The organism is Pseudomonas sp. PLMAX, from assembly GCF_046042685.1.
Lineage (GTDB): Bacteria > Pseudomonadota > Gammaproteobacteria > Pseudomonadales > Pseudomonadaceae > Aquipseudomonas > Aquipseudomonas putida_AE.
The window spans coordinates 1,222,175-1,244,550 of the sequence record NZ_CP064949.1 but is presented as its reverse complement, the minus strand read 5'-3'; the positions used below and the strand labels follow the sequence as shown (position 1 = coordinate 1,244,550).

22 protein-coding genes are annotated in these 22,376 nt (G+C 62.4%); 15 read left to right on the top strand and 7 right to left on the bottom strand.

The window, feature by feature from the left end; all coding sequences use genetic code 11:
• Positions 1 to 52: 52 nt before the first annotated feature.
• The 9 genes from DKB71_RS05570 to DKB71_RS05530 all read left to right on the top strand — a co-directional run bounded on the left by DKB71_RS05570 (position 53) and on the right by DKB71_RS05530 (position 10,686).
• Positions 53 to 1,078: a Rieske 2Fe-2S domain-containing protein gene (locus DKB71_RS05570; protein ID WP_406591658.1), complete on the top strand. Its 1,026-nt coding sequence runs from the start codon at positions 53 to 55 to the stop codon at positions 1,076 to 1,078.
• A gap of 60 nt (positions 1,079 to 1,138) precedes the next feature.
• Entirely contained in the window at positions 1,139 to 1,981 is an 843-nt protein-coding gene (locus DKB71_RS05565; RefSeq protein ID WP_408599830.1) for an ABC transporter ATP-binding protein, read from the top strand.
• Between the two features lie 20 nt (positions 1,982 to 2,001).
• Positions 2,002 to 2,805 carry an ABC transporter permease gene (locus DKB71_RS05560; RefSeq protein WP_408599829.1) on the top strand — a complete coding sequence of 268 codons (804 nt, stop codon included), beginning with the start codon at positions 2,002 to 2,004 and terminating at the stop codon, positions 2,803 to 2,805.
• A gap of 40 nt (positions 2,806 to 2,845) precedes the next feature.
• Entirely contained in the window at positions 2,846 to 4,276 is a 1,431-nt protein-coding gene (locus DKB71_RS05555; protein ID WP_408599828.1) for an amidohydrolase family protein, read from the top strand.
• Entirely contained in the window at positions 4,273 to 5,217 is a 945-nt protein-coding gene (locus DKB71_RS05550; protein ID WP_408599827.1) for a PDR/VanB family oxidoreductase, read from the top strand. The genes DKB71_RS05555 and DKB71_RS05550 overlap by 4 nt, the downstream gene beginning before the upstream one ends.
• Before the next feature lie 342 nt (positions 5,218 to 5,559).
• Positions 5,560 to 6,036 carry a formate dehydrogenase subunit gamma gene (locus DKB71_RS05545; RefSeq protein ID WP_408599825.1) on the top strand — a complete coding sequence of 159 codons (477 nt, stop codon included), beginning with the start codon at positions 5,560 to 5,562 and terminating at the stop codon, positions 6,034 to 6,036.
• The gene (locus DKB71_RS05540; RefSeq protein ID WP_408599824.1) at positions 6,036 to 7,595 is read left to right on the top strand and encodes a formate dehydrogenase beta subunit; all 1,560 of its coding nucleotides are present in this window, start codon (positions 6,036 to 6,038) and stop codon (positions 7,593 to 7,595) included. Before DKB71_RS05545 ends, DKB71_RS05540 begins: the two co-directional genes overlap by 1 nt.
• The gene (gene fdhF / locus DKB71_RS05535) at positions 7,592 to 10,474 is read left to right on the top strand and encodes a formate dehydrogenase subunit alpha (protein ID WP_408599823.1); all 2,883 of its coding nucleotides are present in this window, start codon (positions 7,592 to 7,594) and stop codon (positions 10,472 to 10,474) included. The genes DKB71_RS05540 and fdhF overlap by 4 nt, the downstream gene beginning before the upstream one ends.
• The gene (locus DKB71_RS05530; protein WP_248687421.1) at positions 10,471 to 10,686 is read left to right on the top strand and encodes a formate dehydrogenase subunit delta; all 216 of its coding nucleotides are present in this window, start codon (positions 10,471 to 10,473) and stop codon (positions 10,684 to 10,686) included. The genes fdhF and DKB71_RS05530 overlap by 4 nt, the downstream gene beginning before the upstream one ends.
• A 119-nt stretch (positions 10,687 to 10,805) precedes the next feature.
• On the opposite strand, the gene DKB71_RS05525 is transcribed toward DKB71_RS05530, so the two are convergent.
• From DKB71_RS05525 to DKB71_RS05505, 5 genes are all read right to left on the bottom strand, one after another.
• Complete coding sequence (locus DKB71_RS05525) at positions 10,806 to 11,801, bottom strand: asparaginase (protein ID WP_408599822.1); 996 nt, start codon at positions 11,799 to 11,801, stop codon at positions 10,806 to 10,808.
• Positions 11,802 to 11,878: 77 nt separating this feature from the next.
• Complete coding sequence (locus DKB71_RS05520) at positions 11,879 to 13,078, bottom strand: hypothetical protein (RefSeq protein ID WP_408599821.1); 1,200 nt, start codon at positions 13,076 to 13,078, stop codon at positions 11,879 to 11,881.
• Positions 13,079 to 13,095: 17 nt separating this feature from the next.
• The gene (locus DKB71_RS05515) at positions 13,096 to 13,983 is read right to left on the bottom strand and encodes a nitrilase family protein (RefSeq protein ID WP_408601059.1); all 888 of its coding nucleotides are present in this window, start codon (positions 13,981 to 13,983) and stop codon (positions 13,096 to 13,098) included.
• A gap of 235 nt (positions 13,984 to 14,218) precedes the next feature.
• On the bottom strand, positions 14,219 to 14,587 hold the full coding sequence (locus DKB71_RS05510; RefSeq protein ID WP_408599820.1) for a PH domain-containing protein: 369 nt from the start codon (positions 14,585 to 14,587) through the stop codon (positions 14,219 to 14,221).
• Positions 14,588 to 14,604: 17 nt separating this feature from the next.
• Positions 14,605 to 15,057, bottom strand: a complete 453-nt coding sequence (locus DKB71_RS05505; protein WP_408599819.1) for a hypothetical protein — start codon at positions 15,055 to 15,057, stop codon at positions 14,605 to 14,607.
• 148 nt (positions 15,058 to 15,205) lie between these two features.
• Here DKB71_RS05505 and DKB71_RS05500 point away from each other — a divergent pair, with 148 nt between their 5' ends.
• The 4 genes from DKB71_RS05500 to DKB71_RS05485 all read left to right on the top strand — a co-directional run bounded on the left by DKB71_RS05500 (position 15,206) and on the right by DKB71_RS05485 (position 18,392).
• Entirely contained in the window at positions 15,206 to 17,125 is a 1,920-nt protein-coding gene (locus tag DKB71_RS05500) for an alkaline phosphatase D family protein (protein WP_408599818.1), read from the top strand.
• Between the two features lie 125 nt (positions 17,126 to 17,250).
• Positions 17,251 to 17,733 (top strand): adenylate kinase, encoded by a 483-nt coding sequence (locus tag DKB71_RS05495; RefSeq protein ID WP_408599817.1) that lies wholly within the window; start codon positions 17,251 to 17,253, stop codon positions 17,731 to 17,733.
• 153 nt (positions 17,734 to 17,886) lie between these two features.
• Positions 17,887 to 18,141, top strand: a complete 255-nt coding sequence (locus DKB71_RS05490; protein ID WP_020795569.1) for a type II toxin-antitoxin system Phd/YefM family antitoxin — start codon at positions 17,887 to 17,889, stop codon at positions 18,139 to 18,141.
• On the top strand, positions 18,138 to 18,392 hold the full coding sequence (locus DKB71_RS05485) for a Txe/YoeB family addiction module toxin (RefSeq protein WP_274073890.1): 255 nt from the start codon (positions 18,138 to 18,140) through the stop codon (positions 18,390 to 18,392). The genes DKB71_RS05490 and DKB71_RS05485 overlap by 4 nt, the downstream gene beginning before the upstream one ends.
• On the opposite strand, the gene DKB71_RS05480 is transcribed toward DKB71_RS05485, so the two are convergent.
• Positions 18,360 to 19,547, bottom strand: coding sequence for an aspartate aminotransferase family protein (locus tag DKB71_RS05480; protein WP_408599816.1), 1,188 nt, complete (start codon positions 19,545 to 19,547; stop codon positions 18,360 to 18,362). The genes DKB71_RS05485 and DKB71_RS05480 overlap by 33 nt on opposite strands.
• A gap of 102 nt (positions 19,548 to 19,649) precedes the next feature.
• Between DKB71_RS05480 and DKB71_RS05475 the strand changes: the two genes are divergently transcribed.
• Both DKB71_RS05475 and DKB71_RS05470 read left to right on the top strand, forming a co-directional pair.
• Positions 19,650 to 20,555 (top strand): LysR family transcriptional regulator, encoded by a 906-nt coding sequence (locus DKB71_RS05475; protein WP_408599815.1) that lies wholly within the window; start codon positions 19,650 to 19,652, stop codon positions 20,553 to 20,555.
• 78 nt (positions 20,556 to 20,633) lie between these two features.
• The gene (locus DKB71_RS05470; protein ID WP_408599814.1) at positions 20,634 to 21,647 is read left to right on the top strand and encodes a diguanylate cyclase; all 1,014 of its coding nucleotides are present in this window, start codon (positions 20,634 to 20,636) and stop codon (positions 21,645 to 21,647) included.
• 6 nt (positions 21,648 to 21,653) lie between these two features.
• On the opposite strand, the gene msrA is transcribed toward DKB71_RS05470, so the two are convergent.
• Positions 21,654 to 22,361 carry a peptide-methionine (S)-S-oxide reductase MsrA gene (gene msrA, locus DKB71_RS05465; RefSeq protein WP_408599813.1) on the bottom strand — a complete coding sequence of 236 codons (708 nt, stop codon included), beginning with the start codon at positions 22,359 to 22,361 and terminating at the stop codon, positions 21,654 to 21,656.
• Positions 22,362 to 22,376: the final 15 nt, after the last annotated feature.

Genomic DNA, 22,376 nt, shown 5'->3' with positions numbered 1-22,376 from the left:
CCAAAGCCCGGGCCCAAGAGCCGGCTGAACGAACACCGTGAGGACACTTGTCATGTTGGTTACCAAACAACCTGTATTGCGCCGTTTCTGGTACGCCCTGCTGCCCATGACCGCGCTGGATGCCGGCCCGCAACCCTTCACTTTATTGGGCGAAGCCCTGGTGCTGTGGAAGCGCCCCGACGGCACCCCGGTGGCCATGCGCGACCGTTGCTGCCACCGCACCGCCAAACTGTCCAAGGGCTTTGTCAGCGAGGACGGCAACATTGCCTGCGGCTATCACGGCTGGGAATACGACTGCACCGGCACCTGCGTGAAGATCCCGCAGAACCCCGCGGGCATGATCCCGCCGGGCGCCTCGGTCCAGGCCTTTCACTGCCAGGAAAAATACGGCTACGCCTGGGTCGCCCTCGACGATCCGCTGCAACCGATCCCTGAGTTTCCCGAAGACGGCGCCCCGGGCTACCGGCGCATCTTCCAGTTTTATGAAGAGTGGAAAACCAGCCCGCTGCGGGTCATGGAAAACTCCTTCGACAACTCGCACTTTTCCTTTGTCCACAAGGCCAACTTCGGCCTGTTCGACCAGCCGGCGCCGGCCGGCTACGAGTTTCACGAAACCGACTACGGCTTCGAGGCCGAAACCCGAGTGCCGATCCGCAACCCCGAAGAAAGCTTTCGCATCACCGGCACCCGCGAGCCGATCACCCAGCGCCATCTGATCAACCGTTATTACCTGCCCTTTTCTCGGCGCTTTGGCTGCATGTACCCGGACAGCGGCATCCACCACATCATCTACAACTGCGCGACACCCATGGAAGACGGGCGCCTGATGCTGGTCCAGTGGCTGTATCGCAACGACAGCGAGGAGCAATGCTCGACCCAGGAACTGATCGATTGGGACGCGGCGATCACCGCCGAAGACCGCGACATTCTGGAAGCCACCGATTACGACGCCTGTGTCGACACCCGGCGGCGGGTGGAACTGCATATGCCGTCGGACAAGCCCGGCCTGGTGATTCGCCGGCAACTGCTGGGCCTGCTCGAAGCCCACGGCGAAAGCGAAGTGTTCCTCAGCCACTGAATTCAGCGCCCCGGTGCGCCGGGGCTTATCCGGTCGCTCATGACCCCAGGGGAGAGCGCTATGTTGATGCAAACCATAACGGCGGCCAACGCCCGGCCACAGGCATTGCCCGACACCGACAGCGTTAGCGTGCAAACACCGCTGTTCGCCAACCAGGTGGAAAAAACCTACAGCAATGGCACCCAGGCCTTGAGCCGGATGAAGCTGGCGATTCAGCGCGGTGAGTTCGTGTCGTTGCTCGGCCCTTCGGGCTGCGGCAAGAGCACCTTGCTGAAGATGTTCGCCGGCCTCGAACAACCCTCTGCCGGCCATGTGCGCTGGTGGGGCAAGGACAGCCCGGCCAGCCCGACGCAGGGTCAAAGCCTGGCCATGGTGTTCCAGGAGGCGACCCTGATGCCTTGGGCCCGGGTCAGCGATAACGTGCGCCTGCCCCTGGACCTGGCCGGTGTGCCCAAGGCCCAGAGCCAGCCCAAGGTCGACGCGGCTCTGGCCCTGGTCGGCCTGGACCGCTTCAGCCAGGTGTACCCGCGGGAGCTGTCCGGCGGCATGCAAATGCGCGCATCCATCGCCCGAGCCCTGGCCACCGAGCCCAATCTGCTGCTGATGGATGAACCCTTCGGCGCCCTCGACGAGTTCACCCGCAACAAGCTCGACAGCGACCTGCGCCAGCTGTGGGCCAGCCGCGACCTGACCGTGGTGTTCGTCACCCACAGCATCTTCGAGGCGGTGTACCTGTCGTCGCGGGTGGTGGTGATGGGCGCACGCCCGGGCCGGGTGATCGCCGACATCGAGATCGACGGCCCCCTGGAGCGGGACGAGGCCTACCGCACCTCCCCGGCCTTTATCGAGCAGTGCGCACGCCTGTCCCGGCTGCTGGCCCAGGCCAATGGCGACATCTGCTGATTCACTATGAGAGCCCAATCATGAGTCAATCCTTTACTCCCTGGTTGCGTCACCCCACGGTCTTGCGCATCGTCTCGCCGCTGCTGCTCGGCGCTGTATTGCTTAGCCTGTGGCAACTGGCCTGCGTGTCCTTGCAGGTGCCGGTGTACCTGGTGCCTTCCCCGGCCGACATCGGCCGCACCCTGATCAGCGATGGCCCGATGCTGCTGGGTGCGTTGTGGATGACCTTGAAGATCACCTTCTTCTCGTTCGCCCTAGCGGTACTGATCGGCACGTTGGCGGCCTTTGTCTTCGTGCAGAGCCGGGTGCTGGAAGTCAGCCTGTTTCCCTACGCCATCCTGCTGCAGGTCACGCCGGTGGTGGCGGTGGCGCCGCTGATCATCATCTGGTGCAGTAACACCACGCTGGCGTTGGTGATTTGCGCGACCCTGGTGGCGATTTTCCCGATCATCGCCAACACCGTACTCGGCCTGCGCAGCGTCAACCCCGGCCTGCTCAATCTGTTCCGCCTGAACCGCGCCAGTCGCTGGCAGGTACTGCTGCGCCTGCGCATTCCCAGCGCCCTGCCGTGTTTTTTTGCCGGGCTGCGCATTGCCAGCGGGCTGGCCTTGATCGGCGCGGTGGTGGCGGAGTTCGTCGCCGGCACCGGGGGCACTGGCGCCGGGCTGGCGTACCAGATTCTCCAGGCCGGCTTCCAACTGAATATTCCAAGGCTTTTCGCCGCCCTGCTGCTGATCGCCCTGACCGGTGTCGCGCTGTTCAGCCTGATGGCCCTGCTGGCCCGGTTGAGCCTGCGCAACTGGCACGAAAGCGAACTCGGCTAACCCTTTGAGTCCGCCGCAGGCGCGGCGTATGGAGCCTCACATGACGATTCAAAACAGCTGGCTGGTGCGCAATGCCAGCGCCATTCTCACCGGTTTGTCCGGCGCGGCGGCGCGCCACGCCGGGCCCGATATTCGCATCATCGACGGGCGCATCGCCGCCATCGGCGCCCTGCAAGCCCTGCCCGGGGAGCGCGTGCTGGATGCCACCGATTGCGTGGTCTACCCGGCGTGGGTCAACACCCACCATCACCTGTTCCAGTCGCTGCTCAAGGGCATTCCTGCAGGTATCGACCAGAGCCTGGGGACCTGGCTGGGGGCCGTGCCCTATCGCTATCGCGGCGCGTTTGACGAGCAGAGCTTTCGCCTGGCAGCACGCATTGGCCTGGTTGAATTGGCGCGCTCCGGCTGCGCCACCGTCGCCGACCACCATTACCTGTACTTGCCGGGCATGGCCTTCGACAGTGCCCAGGTGCTGTTCGAGGAAGCCGAACGGCTGGGGCTGCGTTTTGTCCTGTGCCGAGGCGGTGCCACGCAGGCGCGGCAAGCCGAAGGCAACGCGGTGGCCGGGCCGGAGACCCTGGAGCAGTATCTGGGCGACGTTGAACGCCTGGTGCGGCGTTACCACGACCCGGCCGCCGACGCCTGGCGCCGTGTGGTGATGGCGCCCACCAGCCCGCCCTACTCCATGCCCGCGGAGCACCTGCGGGAAACCGCCCGGGTCGCGCGGCGGCTGGGCATTCGCCTGCACAGCCACCTGAGCGAAACCGTCGAATACCAGAACGAGGTACAGCAACGCCATGGCATGTCGCCGGTGGCGTTCTGTGCCGAGCAGGAGTGGCTGGGGCCGGACGTGTGGTTCGCCCATCTGGTGAAACTCGACGCCGAAGAAATCCGGATGCTCGGGGCCAGCGGCACCGGCATCGCCCATTGCCCGCAAAGCAATGGCCGCCTGGGCAGCGGCATCGCCGATGTGGTGGCGATGGAAGCCGCCGGAATGCAGGTGTCGATCGGCGTGGACGGCGCCGCCTCCAACGAGGCTTGCGACATGATCAGCGAAACCCACGCCGCCTGGCTGATGCAGCGGGCCAAGGCCGGCGAACGCACCCGTGCGCGTTATGCCGGCGGTGACGAGGAAGGCGGCGCCCACGCGGCCACCGTGGAAGACGTGGTGCGCTGGGGGACCGCAGGCGGGGCCAGGGTGCTGGGCCTGGACGCCGTCGGCAGCCTGCAGGTGGGCATGGCGGCCGACCTGGCGATCTACCGCCTGGACCAGCCGCGCTACTTCGGCCTGCACGACCCGGCGATCGGCCCGGTGGCAGGCGGTGGACGCCCAACCTTGCGCGCCATGCTCGTGGGCGGGCGATTGACCGTGGACAACGACCAGTTGCCCAACCTCGACCTGGCCGAACTCGGCGCCCAGGCCCGGGACGCAGTGCGCCGCTTGCAGCAGGCCGCAGGAGTCCGCGCATGAGCTGGTCTGCCCTGCACGTGCGCAGCCTGCGCCTGGAAGCCGACGATGTGCTGGGTATCGAGTTAGCGCCCGTCGACACCGCGCCCCTGCCCTTCACTTGGGCTCCAGGCGCCCATGTCGACCTGCGCCTGGGCAACGGCGCGGTGCGCCAGTACTCGGTGCTGAGCCTGCCGGAAGATGGTCACCTGTACCTGGGGATCAAGCGCGAGCCGGCCTCCCGGGGTGGCTCGCGTTGGCTGCACGAGCAACTACGCCTGGGCACGCAGATCGAAGTCAGCGCGCCACGCAACCTGTTCGCCCTGCAACCGGGCAGCGGGCCGGTGACGCTGGTGGCGGCGGGCATCGGCATTACCCCGTTGTTGCCGATGTATCGCCAGTGCCTGGCCGAAGGCCGCCCCGTGCGCTTGCTCTATTTCACCCGGGAGGCACGCCAGGCGCCTTTCATCCAGCGTCTGGGCGCCGACGTACACTGGTTCGGCGGCTTGCGCGCCGGGCAGATCGCCGAGTTGCTGGCCAGTCAATTTCCCGCCTGGCAAAGCGCAGCCGGTCTGTACTGCTGCGGCCCGACCGGCTTCATGGACACCGTCGAACAGGCGGCGCTCAAGGCGAACTGGCCAGCCCCAGCCCTGTATCGCGAGCACTTCCAGGCCCGGCAGCCCGCGAGCCTTGAGACGCAGGGCTTTTCACTGGAGTTGAGACGCAGTGGTTGTGAGGTCCAGGTGCAAGCCGGGGAAAGCCTGATCCAGGCAGCTTCGCGGGCCGGGGTCAATCTGGAATTTTCCTGTGGCATGGGCATGTGCGGCGCTTGTGTGTGCCGGGTCCTTGAAGGCGAACCGGAACACCGCGACGACTGCCTGAATGACGCCCAGCGCCAAAGTGGTGAATGGATCGCGCCCTGCGTTTCCGGTAGTCGCGGCACACGCCTGGTGCTGGATGCCTGAGCGGTGAGGAATGAGGCCCGTCAAAGCGGGCCTGGTTGGGCCGTCCATAAATGCCCAACCCAACATTTGCGCCGCACTCTTCTAGACTTAATAGGTGGTCGCAGACAGAACCAAGCACGTCGCTTTGGTACAGCTGAATCAACGCCCCCGTGGCAATCTGGGTTTTATGCCCTTTCAGAGGCGCGGCGAAAACCGTGCCGGGCACAACAAGATGCCCGCTCAGGGTGCCCTGGCCAACGGCCTGAAATTGCCACGATGCCGTGACGTGGTGTGAGTGCCGCAGCCGACACTTTCGGACGACCGACGACCTTCTGGTTTGTCCGTGACCGTGAGGATTGCTGAATGCCTGATGTTGAGTTGCACTTGCCTTTGGTCAACAGCCTGCTGGAGCGCCACAAGGGCTCTGCGGGTGCACTGTTGCCCATTCTTCATGATATTCAGGAGCGCATTGGGTACATCCCCGATGCCGCCGTCCCCGAGATTGCCCATGCGCTGAACCAGAGTCAGGCTGAGGTTCGTGGGGTGATCAGTTTTTACCATGACTTCCGTACTGCGCCGCCTGCGCGGCATATCCTGCGGTTGTGCCGGGCTGAGTCGTGCAAGAGTCGTGGTGCCGAGCAGCTGGCGGCGCAGTTGCGCGAGCGGTTGCAACTGGATGACCACGGCAGCAGCGCCGATGGCAGCATCAGTTTGCGGCCGGTGTATTGCCTGGGTGCTTGCGCCTGTTCGCCGGCGCTGGAGCTGGATGGCCGGGTGCATGCGCGGCTGAGTGCCGAGCGTCTCGATGCCTTGCTCGATGCTTGCCGGGAGGACGCATAATGCCCGCTTTCTATGTGTCTCGTGATTCGGTAGCCCGTGCCGTGGGTGCCGAAGAGGTTGTGGAGGCCCTTATCATCCATGGCCGGGGGCGCGTCGTGCCGCTGGTGATAAACCGCACCAGCTCGCGTGGCCTGTACTGGCTGGAACCATTGCTGGAAGTGGACACGCCGCAAGGTCGTTTCGGCTTCGGCCCACTGACTGCTGACGATGTACCGTCAGTGCTCGAAGCCCTGAAAGGCGAGCCGTCTGCTCATCCTTTGGCCCTGGGTCTGGTGGAAGAGTTGCCCTATCTGAAGACTCAACAACGCCTGCTGTTTGCCCGCGCCGGCATCACACAGCCGCTGTACATCGACGATTACCTGGATCATGGCGGTTTCGAGGGTTTGAAAAGAGCCGTCATCCTCGGTGGCGAACGGACTGCGACTGAAGTGTTCGACTCAGGCCTGCGTGGCCGTGGCGGCGCGGCATTCCCCGCCGGGATCAAATGGCGCACGGTGCGCGCGACCGAAGCGGCGCAAAAGTACATTGTGTGCAACGCCGACGAAGGCGACTCCGGCACCTTTGCCGATCGCATGCTGATGGAAGGCGACCCCTTCCTGCTGATCGAAGGCATGGCCATTGCCGGCCTCTGCGTCGGCGCCACCTACGGCTACATCTATGTGCGCTCGGAGTATCCGGATGCCGTGGCCATCCTGCGCAACGCGCTGGAGATTGCCCGGAAGAATGGTTACCTCGGCGCCAATGTCGGCGGCAGCGGTCAGGCCTTCGATATGGAAGTGCGGGTCGGTGCCGGTGCGTACATCTGCGGTGAAGAAACCGCGCTGCTGGACTCTCTTGAAGGCAAGCGCGGGATCGTCCGCGCCAAGCCGCCGATCCCTGCCTTGAAGGGATTGTTCGGCCAGCCGACCCTGGTGCACAACGTGCTGACCCTGGCCTCGGTGCCGCTGATTCTGGCCAAGGGCGCGCAGTTCTATCGCGATTACGGCATTGGCCGTTCCCTGGGCACCATGCCCTTCCAGTTGGCGGGCAATGTGCGTCGCGGCGGGCTGGTGGAGCGGGCCTTTGGCCTGACCCTGCGCGAACTGGTGGAAGACTACGGCGGAGGCACCGCCAGTGGCAGGCCGCTGAAGGCTGCGCAGGTGGGTGGCCCACTCGGCGCCTGGGTGCCGCCGTCGCAATTCGACACGCCGCTGGATTACGAGGCCTTCGCCGCCATCGGCGCGATGCTCGGTCACGGCGGTGTGGTGGTGGCGGACGACACGCTGGACATGGCTCACATGGCGCGCTTCGCCATGGAGTTCTGCGCCGAGGAATCCTGTGGCAAATGCACGCCGTGCCGCATCGGCTCGACCCGGGGCGTGGAGGTGATCGACCGCTTGCTGGCCGCGCAAGACCCGAGCGGTCGCGATGAGCAAGTGATCATCCTCAAGGACCTGTGCGACACCCTGCAATACGGTTCGCTGTGTGCGTTGGGCGGCATGGTGTCCTTTCCGGTCGCCAGCGCCCTCAAGCACTTCCCCGCCGACTTCGGCTTGTTGCCCTCGGAGGCCTCGCAATGATCACTCTTTTCGACCCGAACACAGACATTGACCTGGGTACGCCTGCCCGCGACAGCCAGGTGCAGGTCACCTTGAACATCGACGGTCGCAGCATCAGCGTGCCCGAAGGCACCTCGGTGATGCGCGCCGCTGCGCTGCTGGGCACCACCATTCCGAAACTCTGTGCCACCGACAGCCTGGAAGCCTTCGGTTCCTGCCGCATGTGCCTGGTGGAGATCGACGGTATGCGCGGTTATCCGGCGTCCTGCACCACGCCGGTTACTGAAGGCATGAGCGTGCACACCCAGACGCCGAAGCTCGCGACCCTGCGCCGCAATGTCATGGAGCTGTACATCTCCGATCACCCGCTGGACTGCCTGACCTGCTCGGCCAACGGCAACTGCGAGCTGCAAACCGTGGCCGGTCAGGTCGGCCTGCGGGAGGTGCGTTACGGCTATGAAGGCGACAACCATCTGGCCGATGTGAAGGACACTTCCAACCCCTACTTCGACTACGACCCGAGCAAGTGCATCGTCTGCAACCGCTGTGTGCGCGCTTGCGAGGAAACCCAAGGCACCTTTGCCCTGACCATTACCGGGCGCGGTTTTGAATCCCGGGTGGCGGCGGCCGGTGGGGATAACTTCCTCGATTCGGAATGCGTGTCCTGCGGCGCCTGTGTGCAGGCCTGCCCTACTGCGACGCTGATGGAAAAAAGCGTGGTCGAACTGGGCCAGCCCGAGCGCAGTGTGATCACCACCTGCGCCTATTGCGGCGTGGGTTGCTCGTTCCGCGCCGAGATGAAAGGCGACCAGCTGGTGCGCATGGTTCCGGACAAGAACGGCCAGGCCAACCACGGCCACTCCTGCGTCAAGGGGCGCTTTGCCTGGGGCTACGCCACCCACCCGGATCGAATCACCAAACCGATGATCCGTAAGCACATCAACGACCCTTGGCAGGAAGTGAGCTGGGATGAGGCGGTGACCTACGCCGCCAGCGAATTCCGTCGGTTGCAGCAGAAATACGGCCGCGACTCCATTGGCGGCATCACCTCCAGCCGCTGCACCAACGAAGAAACCTACCTGGTGCAAAAGCTGGTGCGCGCCGCGTTCGGCAACAACAACGTCGACACCTGTGCGCGGGTCTGCCACTCGCCCACCGGCTATGGCCTGAAGCAGACTTTGGGCGAGTCAGCCGGCACCCAGAGTTTCGACTCGGTGATGCAGGCCGACGTGATCCTGGTGATGGGCGCCAACCCCAGCGACGCGCACCCGGTGTTCGCTTCCCAGCTCAAGCGCCGTCTACGTGAGGGCGCGCGGCTGATCGTCATCGATCCACGACGCATCGACCTGGTGGACTCGGTGCATGCCCGCGCCGAATACCATTTGGCCCTGCGCCCGGGCACTAACGTCGCCATGCTCAACGCCCTGGCCCATGTGATCGTCACCGAAGGGCTGCTCAACCAGGCCTTTATCGACGCCCGTTGCGAGGGCAGCGATTTCGCCACCTGGAGCGAGTTCGTCAGCCGGCCGGAAAACTCGCCGGAAGTGCTTGGCGCGATCTGCGGCGTGCCCGCTGCCGACATCCGTGCCGCTGCGCGCCTGTATGCCACCGGCGGCAATGCGGCGATTTACTATGGCCTGGGTGTCACCGAGCACAGCCAGGGCAGCACCGCCGTCATGGGCATCGCCAACCTGGCCATGGCCACCGGCAACATCGGCCGCGAAGGCGTCGGCGTGAACCCGCTGCGGGGGCAGAACAACGTTCAGGGTTCCTGTGACATGGGCTCGTTCCCCCACGAGTTGCCTGGCTATCGGCACATCTCCAACGAGGTGGTGCGGGCGCAGTTCGAACAGGCGTGGAACGTCACCCTGCAACCCGATCCGGGCCTGCGTATTCCCAACATGTTCGAGTCGGCCCTGGCCGGCAGCTTCAAGGGCCTGTATTGCCAAGGTGAGGACATCGCTCAGAGCGATCCGAATACCCAGCACGTCACTGCGGCGCTGTCGGCCATGGAGTGCGTGGTGGTACAGGATATTTTCCTCAACGAAACCGCCAAGTTCGCCCATGTATTTTTGCCGGGCAGTTCGTTCCTGGAGAAGGACGGTACTTTTACCAACGCCGAGCGGCGTATCTCCCGGGTGCGCAAGGTCATGGACCCGCTGGGTGGCAAGGCCGACTGGGAAGCCACGGTGGCGCTGGCCAACGCCCTGGGTTACCCGATGAACTACAAACATCCATCGGAAATCATGGATGAAATCGCCAGCCTTACGCCGACCTTCACCAACGTCAGCTACGCCGAACTCGATCGCCACGGCAGCCTGCAATGGCCGTGCAACGCCGCGGCACCGGATGGCACGCCGACCATGCACATCGAGGAATTCGTGCGCGGCAAGGGGCGTTTCATGCTCACCGGCTATGTGCCGACCGAGGAGAAGGTCAACACGCGTTATCCGCTGCTGCTGACCACCGGGCGCATCCTCAGCCAGTACAACGTCGGCGCGCAAACCCGGCGTACCGAGAACGTCGCCTGGCACGATGAAGACCGCCTGGAAATCCATCCGACTGACGCCGAAAGCCGTGGCATCAACGAAGGTGACTGGGTCGGCATCGGCAGCCGCGCCGGGCAGACTGTATTACGTGCGCGGATCACCGAACGGGTTGCGCCGGGCGTGGTATACACCACGTTCCACTTCCCTGAATCAGGCGCCAACGTGATCACCACCGACAACTCCGACTGGGCCACCAACTGTCCGGAGTACAAGGTCACGGCGGTGGAAGTCAGCCGCGTGTATCACCCTTCGGAGTGGCAAAAGCGCTTCCAGGAGTTCAGCGAGGAACAGGACCGCTTGCTCAAGGATCGCCGCCACGCCCGTGGTGATAAGGCGGAGGTGCGCCGATGAGTACTGAAAACCTGATCAAGATGGCCAACCAGATCGCCCAGTACTTCGCCAGCCAACCGGACCAGCAACAGGCGGTGCTCAGTGTGCGTAATCATCTGCAGATGTTCTGGGCGCCGAGCATGCGCAAGGAATTGCTGGCCTGGCAGACGGAGCATCAGGGGGCGGATTTGCATCCGTTGGTGCAAGAGGCGGTGAGTGGCGCGGGTTGGTAGCGCCTGGAAAAACGCTATCCCTGTAGGAGCCGGCTTGCTGGCGATCGCGGTTCGTCAGGCGACATGTGTCGACTGTACGTCCGCCATCGCCAGCAAGCCGGCTCCTACAGGGTTATGTATCAATTTTGAATGCGGCTTTCACTTTTCAGGTAGAGCGACAACTCATGTTGCCGCTGACAGCCCAGCAACAGCCAAAGCAGAACCCTGGCTTTACGCGGACATAGAAATCCCGCCATCGATGCACCCTTGCGAATCAGATCCATCTCACCGCCATTAAAACCATAGCTGGCTTGCGCAGTAGAGCCGGAACCGGTGCGGGTCGCGATGATGACCGGGATTCTTTCGGCGATGTGCTCAATCACCGTCGCCCAGCTCTGCGAGACATGTCCGGCGCCGAAACCGGCTATCACCAGCCCGTCATAACCGAGCGCAAGGATGTTTTCCAGCAGCAGCGTGTCAGCCGAGAGGGATGCCTCGAACATCGCAACCTTCTGTGTTGTCTGGTGCGGCAGGGGCAAAACCTTACGCTGATCCGGCGCGCGCAGGTAGTGAACACGGTCTTCCATTATCAGGCCTGCAGGTCCCACGACCGGAGAGGTAAACGCCTGCAACGCCAGCGAATCAGTTTTACGCACGCTGCTCGCTTGATGAATCTCCCCGTTCATCACGACCTGAACACCACGCTTTCGGCTGGTCCCGGCCAGGGCGACGTGGCATGCATCCAGCAGATTCGCCGGTCCCTCGGCCCCGGGCTGTGCTGCCGAGCGCATCGCACCGGTCAGCACCAGTGGTGCTTCGTGGGGCCAAAGGTAATCGAAAAACGTTGCCGTTTCTTCGAGTGTGTCGGTGCCTTGGGTCAACACGACACCCACGGCGCCTTGCTTGATTTGGAGTTGCGCCCACGACAATACAGTCAGTAAAAATCCGAAATCCAGTGAAGCGCTGGGTAGCAGTCCAAGGGTTTCAACGGTCACCTGGGCAAACGTCGCCAAATGCGGTACGGACGCCAGTTGAGTCTCGCCGCTGACGGTCGGGATAACGCCTTCGCCGGCATTCCTGGCTTGCATGCTCACCGTGCCGCCGAGTGCCGCGATGGCGAGTTTGGGCAGTTCCATGTGATACCTCATGTGTTCGGAAAGAGAGGTGACTGTACCCGGTTCAGGACGGGGTACAGCCCAAAGGTCGGTGGCATTTACCCCGCGATAAGGACGCCGATCAGCGGCACGATCAGCAACGTGCTGATGGCCATGGACAGGACATTGCCGATGTAGGCATGCATGTCGGCCGGCAATCGCTTGGCAATCGCACAGGCCAGAGGCGGTGCGATCAATGCCCCCAGCAATGCACTCGAACCGATCACCAGCCAACTGCCGCCATGGGTCAGAATCGCCGCGGGCACCACCGACACCAGAGGAACGTAAGTGGGGTACCAGCCGCGCAACATCCATTGCCGACGCCAGATCACCACCCCGATGGCCGAGGTCAGCGCCTGTGCAGCGATGATGTGCAGCAGCAGACCTGAACCGTACGCCGGGCTCATCGGGTTCATGCTGTAGGCGAGCAATACCCCGAGTAACAAGCCGAGGCTGGCCAGTTCATTGCCGAAAAATGGCGCTTCGGAAAAGTCTGCCAAGACCCGGCGCATGCTCCAGATCACCCCGTAGTCGGGCGCCTTGGTGGCGGGCGCGGGAGGCTTGGAGGGTGGTGTCGCGGATTGTTCGGACTTCATCAGGCTGGGCCGGTAGCGGCACAGCAGAAAAGCCACGACGCTGGCGACCGCCATGCCCAGGACATTGCCGATCACCGCCGGCAATCCCAACGGGTTACACAGGTAATTGACGATCAGCAGGCACATGGGCGTGACGAGTAAGGCGCCCATGATCGCGCCGTTGATCGTGACCTTCCAGCCACCGCCAAACATCAGCACCATCGCCGCTGGCAGCGAAACGAACGCGGCAAATGTCGGCTGCCAACTGGTGGCGGTTACCGTCCAGCCCCACAGCACGTTACTCAGCAGCAGCCCGAGCAGCGAACTGGTGATCAGCCACGGCCATAGCCCGGTGCCATAGGAAATGCTGAAGCCTTGCCAGGTTCTCCCCGTTCGATTCGCCCAGTAAGCGAGATAGGCGCCCGCCAACAGTCCGATCGATGCGAACTCGTGTTTGTAGAATGCCACCTCGCTGATGTCGCCGAGCAGCCAACGTAACCAGGCACTCGGCTGGGGAAGACTCGACACCATGTCGCTGTAACTCGGCCAATGGGCGGACCAGAACGAACGATTGGTGAATGAAAGCCAGACAATCAGCAGTGTCGCGCCGATCATCAGCAGGATGACCGCCACATCAAAAAGCGATCTGGTGGCAAACCGGTTTTTATCGGTTGTGGTTTCCATGGGTCAGGTCCCCCTTATCAACGTGGGAGACATGGGTGCTGGGTGTAGCCGAGCATTTGATTGTAGAGATCGGCTCGACGATCACGGTGCAGATCGTTCAGGTTGTTCCAGATGAGGGCGCTGCGGGAGCTGGTCAGGTCGATATCGGCAAACAGGATTTCCTGCTGGTCTGCCGATGCTACGGCGCCAATCGGCCAGCCATTGGTCCCGGCAATCAGCGAGCAGCCGAGGTAGCGGGCACCTCGCTCCTCACCAATCCGGCTGGCAGCGGCGATAAACACATTGTTGACGTGTGCCGCCGTCATCGTCAGGTACGACGCCATGCACTTGCCGGCCTCATCGAACAGCGGCGGAGGCGTCCAGACCCAGTTATTGACGCTGCAAATGATGTCGGCGCCTTGTTGACTCAAGATGCGCGGTACCTCCGGAAACCAGATGTCCCAGCAAATCAACATCCCGATTCGGCCAATGGGCGTATCAAAAACCGGAAAACCAAGATCGCCCGGTGTGAACCAGAGTTTCTCCAGGTTCCACAAATGGGCTTTTCGATACTTGCCGATGAAACCGTCAGGGCCAACAAGTATTGAGGTGTTGAACAGCCGCATGCCGTCGCGCTCGGCCAGGCCGGCCACGATGTAGACGCTGTGTTTGGAGGCAAAGTCGATCCAGAGTTGCGCGCTTGGCCCGCCGGGTATCAACTGCGCATGTTGAAAAGCATCCTGCCGATTGCTGAAGAAATAACCGGTGCTGCATAGCTCAGGCAGCACAATAAGGTTCGCACCGCCGGTGACCGCCTCCAGCGCCAGTTCCAGGCTACGACACAGGTTTGCATCGCAATTTTCGATGCCGACTTGTGGATCGAATTGCACGACTGCTACACGCACAGGGCTTGTTGGCTCGCTCATTTCGGGTGACCTCTTTTTATTGTTTTTCACGCTGTTTCAGTGCGTGTTTATGAGAGTCGAAATGCCAGTGGGTGTAAGTCAGATGCTTCCTTGAGTGCTGTAGTCTTTGTCCGAAGATGTATGTTCGAAAATGTAAAAAGGGCCTGCATTTGCAGACCCTTTTTTATGCGCTGAAGCCCCCTCAAATTCACCACAATCCCCTGTGGGAGCGTCGTTCATGAGTGTTGTAGCCAGCTCAAAGCAGATGCTGAGAAATCAGTTTGGAAATTGCCACCATCGACGTCCTGCCGGTGAATTCGAATTTCACTCTCCCCAACGATGAAAAATAAATCTCCAGCTCAGAATCCAGATCAAACGTCCCCGACGTCTCCACCGAATACGCCACGATGTTTTTGTACGGCAACGAGGTGAAGTCTTTTTTGCTGCCGGTGAGGCCCTGTACGTTCACCGCGATGATGCGTTTGTTGGTGAAGACCACGCCATCGCGCATGGATTTGTAGGAATCGATGACCTGTTCCCCGTCGAGCAAAAGGTCGGCTACACGCTCGGCGTATTCGTCGTTCTGCTTGAGCTTGAAGAATCCCTTGTTGTTGAAATCAATCATTTCCCGCTCCTGTCTGGTTACTCGATCTCGATCGGCCCCTTGGTCCCGGCATCACTGTCGGTCCAGTAATCCTCGCCCGTCAGCCGTCGATCGCCCTGTATCGTGAAGGTGAGCTTGCCCTGGTGAAATTGCAGGGTGCCGTCGGTGCGTTTGGCGTCGACCCGTTTGCCGTTCACCCAAACCTGCTCCTTGGCATCGATGCGGATGGTGGCGACTGTCGCGCCTGCATCGCTTTTGGCCACCCATTGGCCGGCATACGGGGTCTGGGTCGTCGCGCTGTCCGTGGCGGGGTTGGTGAAGCCGGCCTTGGCGTTTTCCGCTTTGCTCTTGTGGATATCGCAGCCCTGGGTCTCGCTGACCTGGGTGCAGCCCGATTGCTCGAGTTGCTTGCGGTATTTGTCGTTGATGGCGTAGGCCGGGGATTGCGCGGTCAGCAGGATAACCAGCGCTGGCAGGATGATTCTGTTCATGTTTACCCTCTTCTTCGCGAATGCCTGCATATAGCATGACTGACTCACTTTAGCCTGCGCACGCATTTGAGTCTGTCAGTACACAAGGGCAGCAGCGCCCACCTGCGTTATCATCGCTGCCCTGTTTCCCCAAGAGCCCTGCCCCCGGATGTCCGATACTCTGCCATTGCCTGAAGACCCTCAATCGCTGCCACCCGTGCTGGCGGGCCCGCTGTTGCGGCGCCTGGAACCGACGCGGCTGGTGCTGTGGCTGGTGGGTTCGCGGGCGCTGGATTTGACGCTGCGCTTGCAGGGCGTGGGCGCTATTCGTCTCGATGCCGGACAATGCACGGTCGTTGCGGTGGGTACCCATGCGTTTGTGCACCTGATCGATGTGGCGCTGGACGCCGCCCTGCCCTGCGATGAGGTGATCGAGTACGACCTGTTGATCGATGACGGCACGGGCATCGCCACCTGGGCGCCGCATCTGTTGTACGGCGATGCGGCTGCGCCGAACTTCGTCCTGCATGCGCGCATCGAGCAGTTGCTTCACGGTTCCTGCCGCAAACCCCATCACCCGGCGCCCGACGGCCTGCTGTGCGTCGATCAGCTGTTGGCGCAAGAGCACCTGGCCAGCGAGCGTCCGGCGCTGCTGATGATGAGCGGCGACCAAGTCTACGCCGACGATGTCGCCGGGCCGACCCTGCGGGCGATCCATGCCTTGATCGAACGGCTGGGGCTTTTCGGTGAGCATCTGGCTGGCGCCATCGTCAGCGACAGCGCCGAGCTGTACGGGCACGCCGCCTGTTATTACCACCGGGCAGATCTGCTGCCGGCGCTGCAAAGCAACGAAACCCTGCGCGAGCGCTTTTTCGGGGGTGCGCGCAAGCCGATTTTCACCAGCAGCAGTGCCGACAATCACCTGGTGACCTTCGCCGAAGTCATGGCCATGTACCTGCTGGTCTGGTCGCCGACGCCCTGGACCTTGATCGCGCCAAAACCGCCGAAACTGATCAAGGAACGACGCGAGCGTTATGCCCTGGAACAGACGCGCATCGACGCGTTCAAGGCCGGCCTGGACAAGGTCGCGCGAGCGCTGGCACACGTGCCGACGCTGATGATTTTCGATGACCACGACATCACCGACGACTGGAATCTTTCCGCGCAATGGGAGGAAACGGCCTACGGCCATCCGTTTTCCCGGCGCATCATCGGCAATGCGCTGCTGGCCTACATGCTGTGCCAGGGCTGGGGCAACAATCCGGATGCGTTCGTCGATGTGCTGGAAAAAACCCGTTCACTCAGCGCCACCGGCGATGACCATTACCTGGACAGCGATGTCCAGGACGCGCTGATCGATGAGCTGCTGCGCTTCCAGCACTGGCACTACGTGCTGCCCACCACGCCGGCCATGGTGGTGCTCGATACCCGCACGCGGCGCTGGCGCAGCGAGATGAACCTCAAGCAACCGTCGGGCCTGCTGGACTGGGAAGCCCTCAGCGAACTGCAGCAGGAACTGCTCGATCACCCTTCGGCGATCATCGTTTCGCCGGCGCCGATCTTCGGCGTCAAGCTGATCGAAACCGTGCAACGGGTGTTCAGCTGGCTGGGTTATCCACTGCTGGTGGACGCCGAGAACTGGATGGCCCACCGCGGCGCGGCCCAGGTGATCCTGAACATTTTCCGCCACTCGCGCACGCCGGGTAACTACGTGGTGCTGTCCGGCGATGTGCATTATTCCTTCGTCTACGAAGTGCTGATCCGCCACCGCAAGGCCGGCCCGCGCATCTGGCAGATCACCAGCAGCGGCATCAAGAACGAGTTCCCGCCGGCCCTGCTGGAGTGGTTCGACCGCCTCAATCGCTGGCTGTACTCACCGCGCTCGCCGCTGAACTGGCTGACCAAGCGTCGGCGCATGCGCATCGTGCCGCATGTGCCGGAACATGCTGAGGCGGGTGAACGGCTGTGGAATTCAGCGGGGATCGGCCAGGTGTACTTCAATGAACAAGGGCAGCCACGGGATATTTTCCAGCATAACGCCAATGGCTCGCCGAAGACGCGGATGGTGGCGCCTGAAGGTGATATCTGAAGGGCTGGACTGAGAACCTGTGGGAGCGGGCTTGCTCGCGAATGCGGTCTACCAGTCCCTATTGGGGTGTCTGTCAGACCGCATTCGCGAGCAAGCCCGCTCCCACAGTTTGATCGGTGTCGCTCATGGATTTAACCCGAACCCTGATCATCGGCAACTCCGGCTCCGGCAAGAGCTGGCTGGCGCAGCGGCTGGCTGAGCGTTTGCAGGTGCCCTGGACCGATCTCGACCGCGTTCACTGGCTGTCCGACGAACACAGCATCGCCCGTCCCCGCGCCGAAGCCTTGGCCATGGCGCGAATCGCGGCCGAGCAGGAGCGCTGGGTGATCGAAGGCGTGTATGGCTGGATCGCCAGCGAACTCCTTCCCCGCACGACTGCACTGATCTGGTTGAGCGTTGCCGACGAGGTGTGCGTCGCTAATATCCGTCAGCGTGAAGTCAATGACGATGAACGTCTGATCGCGTTGCTGGAGTGGGCGGGCAGTTATCGTCAGCGTGACGGTTCCAGCGGATACACGGCCCATCAGCGGCTATTCGACGGGTTTACCGGTTGCAGAATTCAATTGATGGACCGGACTGAAATCGCAGATTTCGCCTTTATCAGATAAGGACTACAGCGTTCTCGGAAACGTCCCGAGGAGCTTTCGGCGATACTCGGAAGACACGTTGATGCGCTCATTGCGCAATGACCATTCGGAGATATCGCCTTGTCGACCTGTACTCATTTCTGTACAGTCCTTGCATCGAGCGAGGATTTCACCATGCACACCATCAATTACACCACCGCACGCGCGCACTTGGCCGAGACCATGGATCGCGTCAATGAAGACCGCACCCCGCTGCTGGTCACGCGCCAGAAAGGCGAGCCGGTGGTGATGATGTCGCTAGCCGAATACAACGCCCTCGAAGAGACCGCCTACCTGCTCCGCTCCCCCGCCAATGCCGAACGCTTGATCAAATCGATCGGCAACCTGCGCGCCGGGAAAACCAAGTCACGGCAACTCATTGAAGAATGAACATCGAGTTCACTCCTGAAGCTTGGGATGACTACCTGTGGTTTCAGCAAAACGACAAGGCGGGACTCAAGCGCATCAACCTGCTGATCAAAGCCATCCAGCGTGAACCTTTCGAGGGCCTCGGAAAACCGGAACCGCTCAAACACAATTTAAGCGGCTTCTGGTCCCGCCGGATCACGGCTGAACATCGCTTGGTCTACACCATCGAAGACGGTGAGTTACGCGTTGTGATGTGCAGATACCACTACTGAACTCACCCCCCTGACAATCATCTCCACCTCCCGCTCATCAATCGTCAAAGGCGGCAACAAGCGAATGGTCTGCCCCCGCGTCACGTTGATCAGCAACGCATGATCCCGCGCGGCGATCAGGCTCAGGTCGCGGATCGGTTGCTTGAGTTCGATGCCGATCATCAGGCCCTGGCCGCGGATCGCCAGGACGTTTGGATTGTCGGCCAACTCCATGCGCAACCTGGTCAACAGGCGTTCGCCCTGGCGCCGGGCGTTTTCCAGCAGGCCTTGTTCTTCGATGATGTCCAGCACCGTGCAACCGACCCGACAGGCCAGCGGGTTGCCGCCGAACGTGCTGCCGTGGCTGCCGGGGGTGAAGAGTTCGGCGGCTTTGCCACGGGCCAGGCAGGCGCCGATCGGCACGCCGTTGCCCAGGCCTTTGGCCAGGGTCATGACGTCCGGGACGATGCCTTCGTGCTGGAACGCGAACCACTGCCCGGTACGGCCGATGCCGGTCTGGATTTCGTCGAGCATCAACAACCAGGCGCGCTGGTTGCAGAGTTCGCGCACGGCTTTCAGGTAACCGGGTGGCGCCAGTTGCACGCCGCCTTCGCCCTGGATCGGCTCCATCAGGATCGCCACGATGCGCGAGCCGTGTTCCTGCTGCACCTTGTCCAGCGCCTTGAGGTCGCCGAAGGGCACCTTGATGAAATCCCCCGGCAACTTGTTGAAGCCCAGGCGCACCGCCGGGCCATCGCTGGCGGACAGGGTGCCGAGGGTGCGGCCATGGAAAGCGTTGTGCATGACCACCACCAAGGGTTGCTCGATGCCTTTGCTCCAGCCATGCAGCCGGGCGATTTTCAATGCCGTTTCGTTGGCCTCGGCCCCGGAGTTGTTGAAGAACGCCCGGTCCATGCCGGCCAGCCCGGTCAGCTTGCGCGCCAGTTGTTGTTGCCAGTCGATGCTGTAGAGGTTGGAGGTGTGCAGCAAAAGGCCGGCCTGTTCGCTGATGGCCGCGACGATTTTCGGGTGCGAGTGGCCGACGTTGGTCACCGCCACCCCGGCCACCGCGTCCAGGTACTCCCGACCGGCCTGGTCCCATAGGCGCGTGCCCAGGCCCTTGTTGAAACTCAGGGCCAAGGGTTGGTAAGTGCTCATCAGGCAGGCGGCGGTCATGGCATCAGGCTCCATCAAGGGTCGGTGTTTTTGCAGTATGGTTAGCCACCTGAGCTGGATAAATACTGCAATACTTCAATCATTTTAAAGTCGAGCTTGATAATGGACCTGTTCCAGGCAATGACCGTCTACGTCAAGGTGGTGGAATCCGGCAGCATGACCGGCGCCGCTGCGCAGTGCAAAATGTCCACCACCATGGTCGGCAATCACCTCAAGGCCCTCGAGCAGCGCCTGGGTGTGCGCCTGCTCAACCGCACCACCCGGCGCCAGCGGCTGACCGAATTCGGCACTGCGTATTACCAGCGCTGTCTCGAGGTGTTGGGGCTGGTGGCAGACTCTGAACGCCTGGCCGAGCAAGCGGTCGATGAACCCAGCGGCACCCTGCGCATCTCGGCGCCCCTGACCTTCGGCACGGAAAAACTGGCGCCGGCCCTGAGCGAATTTGCCCTGCTCTACCCGCGGGTAAAACTCGACGTGATGCTCACCAACCGTCGCCCGGACATGCTCGAACACGGTCTGGACGTGGCCTTTCGCCTGGGTGCCCTGGAGGCGACCACCCTGATTGCCCGCCCGCTCATCAACTACACCCTGACCATGTGCGCATCCCCGGCCTACGTGGCCCGGCGCGGCGCGCCGCAGAAACCGGAAGACCTGCGCCACCACGACTGCCTGTCGTTCGCTTATCCGGCCGGGGATGACTGGCACTCGGTGGAAAAGGAATGGCGCCTGGCCGGCCCCGAAGGTGAAGTCTCCGTGGCGGTCAGCGGCCCGATGCTGATCAACAGCTCGGCCGGGCTGCATCAGGCCGCGCGCACCGGCATGGGCATCGTGATGTTGCCCGATGTCCTGGTCGAGCGGGACATCCAGGACGGCAAGCTGCTGGGCTTGATGCCCGGCTTCACCCCGCCGAGCCGGCCGATGAACCTGATGTATGCCCAGGACCGCTACCGCTTGCCGAAATTGCGACGTTTCGTCGACTTCGCCCTGCAGATGTGGGGCAAGCACTAGCAGGTCCACCGGGCCTTGAACTACTCTCCCTGACTAGGCAGGGCATTTGCTATCAGGCAGGCGTCAGGGGGAGCAGCGATGGGAGAGGCATCGAGTATCGAGCCCTTGAAGTTCAATGTCTCTGACATGAACGAAGGCATGCTGCACGCCATCATGGAGTTGGTCAGCGACGGCATCTGGGACTGGAATGCCAACACCGGCTTCGTCTACCGCAACAGCCGCTGGTACGAAATGCTCGGCTACACGCCACACTCCCTGGACAACAACGCGTTGACCTGGGAAAACATCATCCACCCCGATGATTTCCCGCAGGTCATGGCCCTGTTCGATGACTACCTGAAACAGCACACGCCGGTGTATCAGGCCGAGTACCGCTGCCGCGCCCACGACGGCAGTTATATCTGGATCGAAGACCGCGGCCACGTCCTGGCCCGCAATGCCGACGGTTCGGTGGCGCGGATGGTCGGCGCCCACCGCAGCATCGAAGACAGGAAACGCCTGCTCGAAGCGCTCGAACGGCGCAATCAGTCCCTTGAAGCCATCGTCGAAGAACGCACCCGTGAGCTGTCCAGGGTCAATCAGCAACTGCAGGTACAACTCGAAGAAAACCGCAGGCTGGCGCAAACCGATGCCCTGACGTCGATCGCCAATCGCTATCGCCTGGAACAGACCCTGCCCCAGGAATGTGAGCGGGCCCAGCGCTTTCGACAGCCGCTGTCGTTGATCGCCATGGACATCGACGACTTCAAGACCATCAACGATCACTACGGCCATGCCCTGGGCGACGCCGCCTTGGTGCAGGTGGTCGAACGTGTGCAGCGCTTTGTGCGTGACGATGACCTGCTGGCCCGTTGGGGCGGCGACGAATTCATCGTGATCCTGCCCGACACCCCGCTGGCCGAGGCCATAACCCTGGCCGAAAAAATCCGCGAGGGCCTGGCGGACTTGCCCGCCGTAGGCGACTTTCGGGTGACCATGAGTTTCGGCGTGGTCCAGCGCTTCGACGAAGAACAAAAAACCGGCCTGATGGCCAGGGCCGATCAGGCACTGTATCGGTCGAAAATCGCCGGCAAGAATGTGATCAGCGGATAACCGCCGTCACATCCCCGCCTTCACCAGCACCGGTTTGTCCTGATAACGCTCCGGGTACAGCTGCTTGAGCTGCGCCACCTTCGGCAAGTCGTTGATCACGATGTAGGGATAGGTCGGGTGCTCGGTCAGGAAGTCCTGGTGTTCTTCTTCCGCCGGGTAAAAACCGTTGAAGCTTTCCAGCTTGGTCACGATCGGCTTGTCGAACGCACGCGCGGCATCGAGCTGGGTAATGTAGGCCTGGGCGACCCGTTGCTGTTCGCTGCTCTTGGTAAAAATCGCCGAGCGATACTGGGTGCCGGTGTCCGGACCCTGGCGGTTGAGTTCGGTGGGGTTGTGCGCCACGGAAAAGTAGATCTGCAGCAAGGTGCCGTAGCTGACCTGGCTCGGGTCGAAAGTCACTTCCACCGACTCCGCATGCCCGGTATCGCCACCGCTGACGCGTTCGTACTGGGCGGTATTGGCGGCACCCCCGGCGTAACCGGACACGGCATTTTTCACCCCTTTGACATGCTGGAACACCCCCTGGACACCCCAGAAGCAGCCCCCGGCGAATACCGCGGTTTCGCTGCGGGCCTGGGTGGTTTCGTCGATGGCCGGTGGCGGCAGCAGCACCCCTTCTTCAGCCCCACCGAGGGAAAACGCCGAGCATTGGCCGATGATGCCGGCAGCGGCCAGCCCCAACAGGGTACGGCGCCAGGTGAACAGACTTTTCATGTCACAAACTCCAGA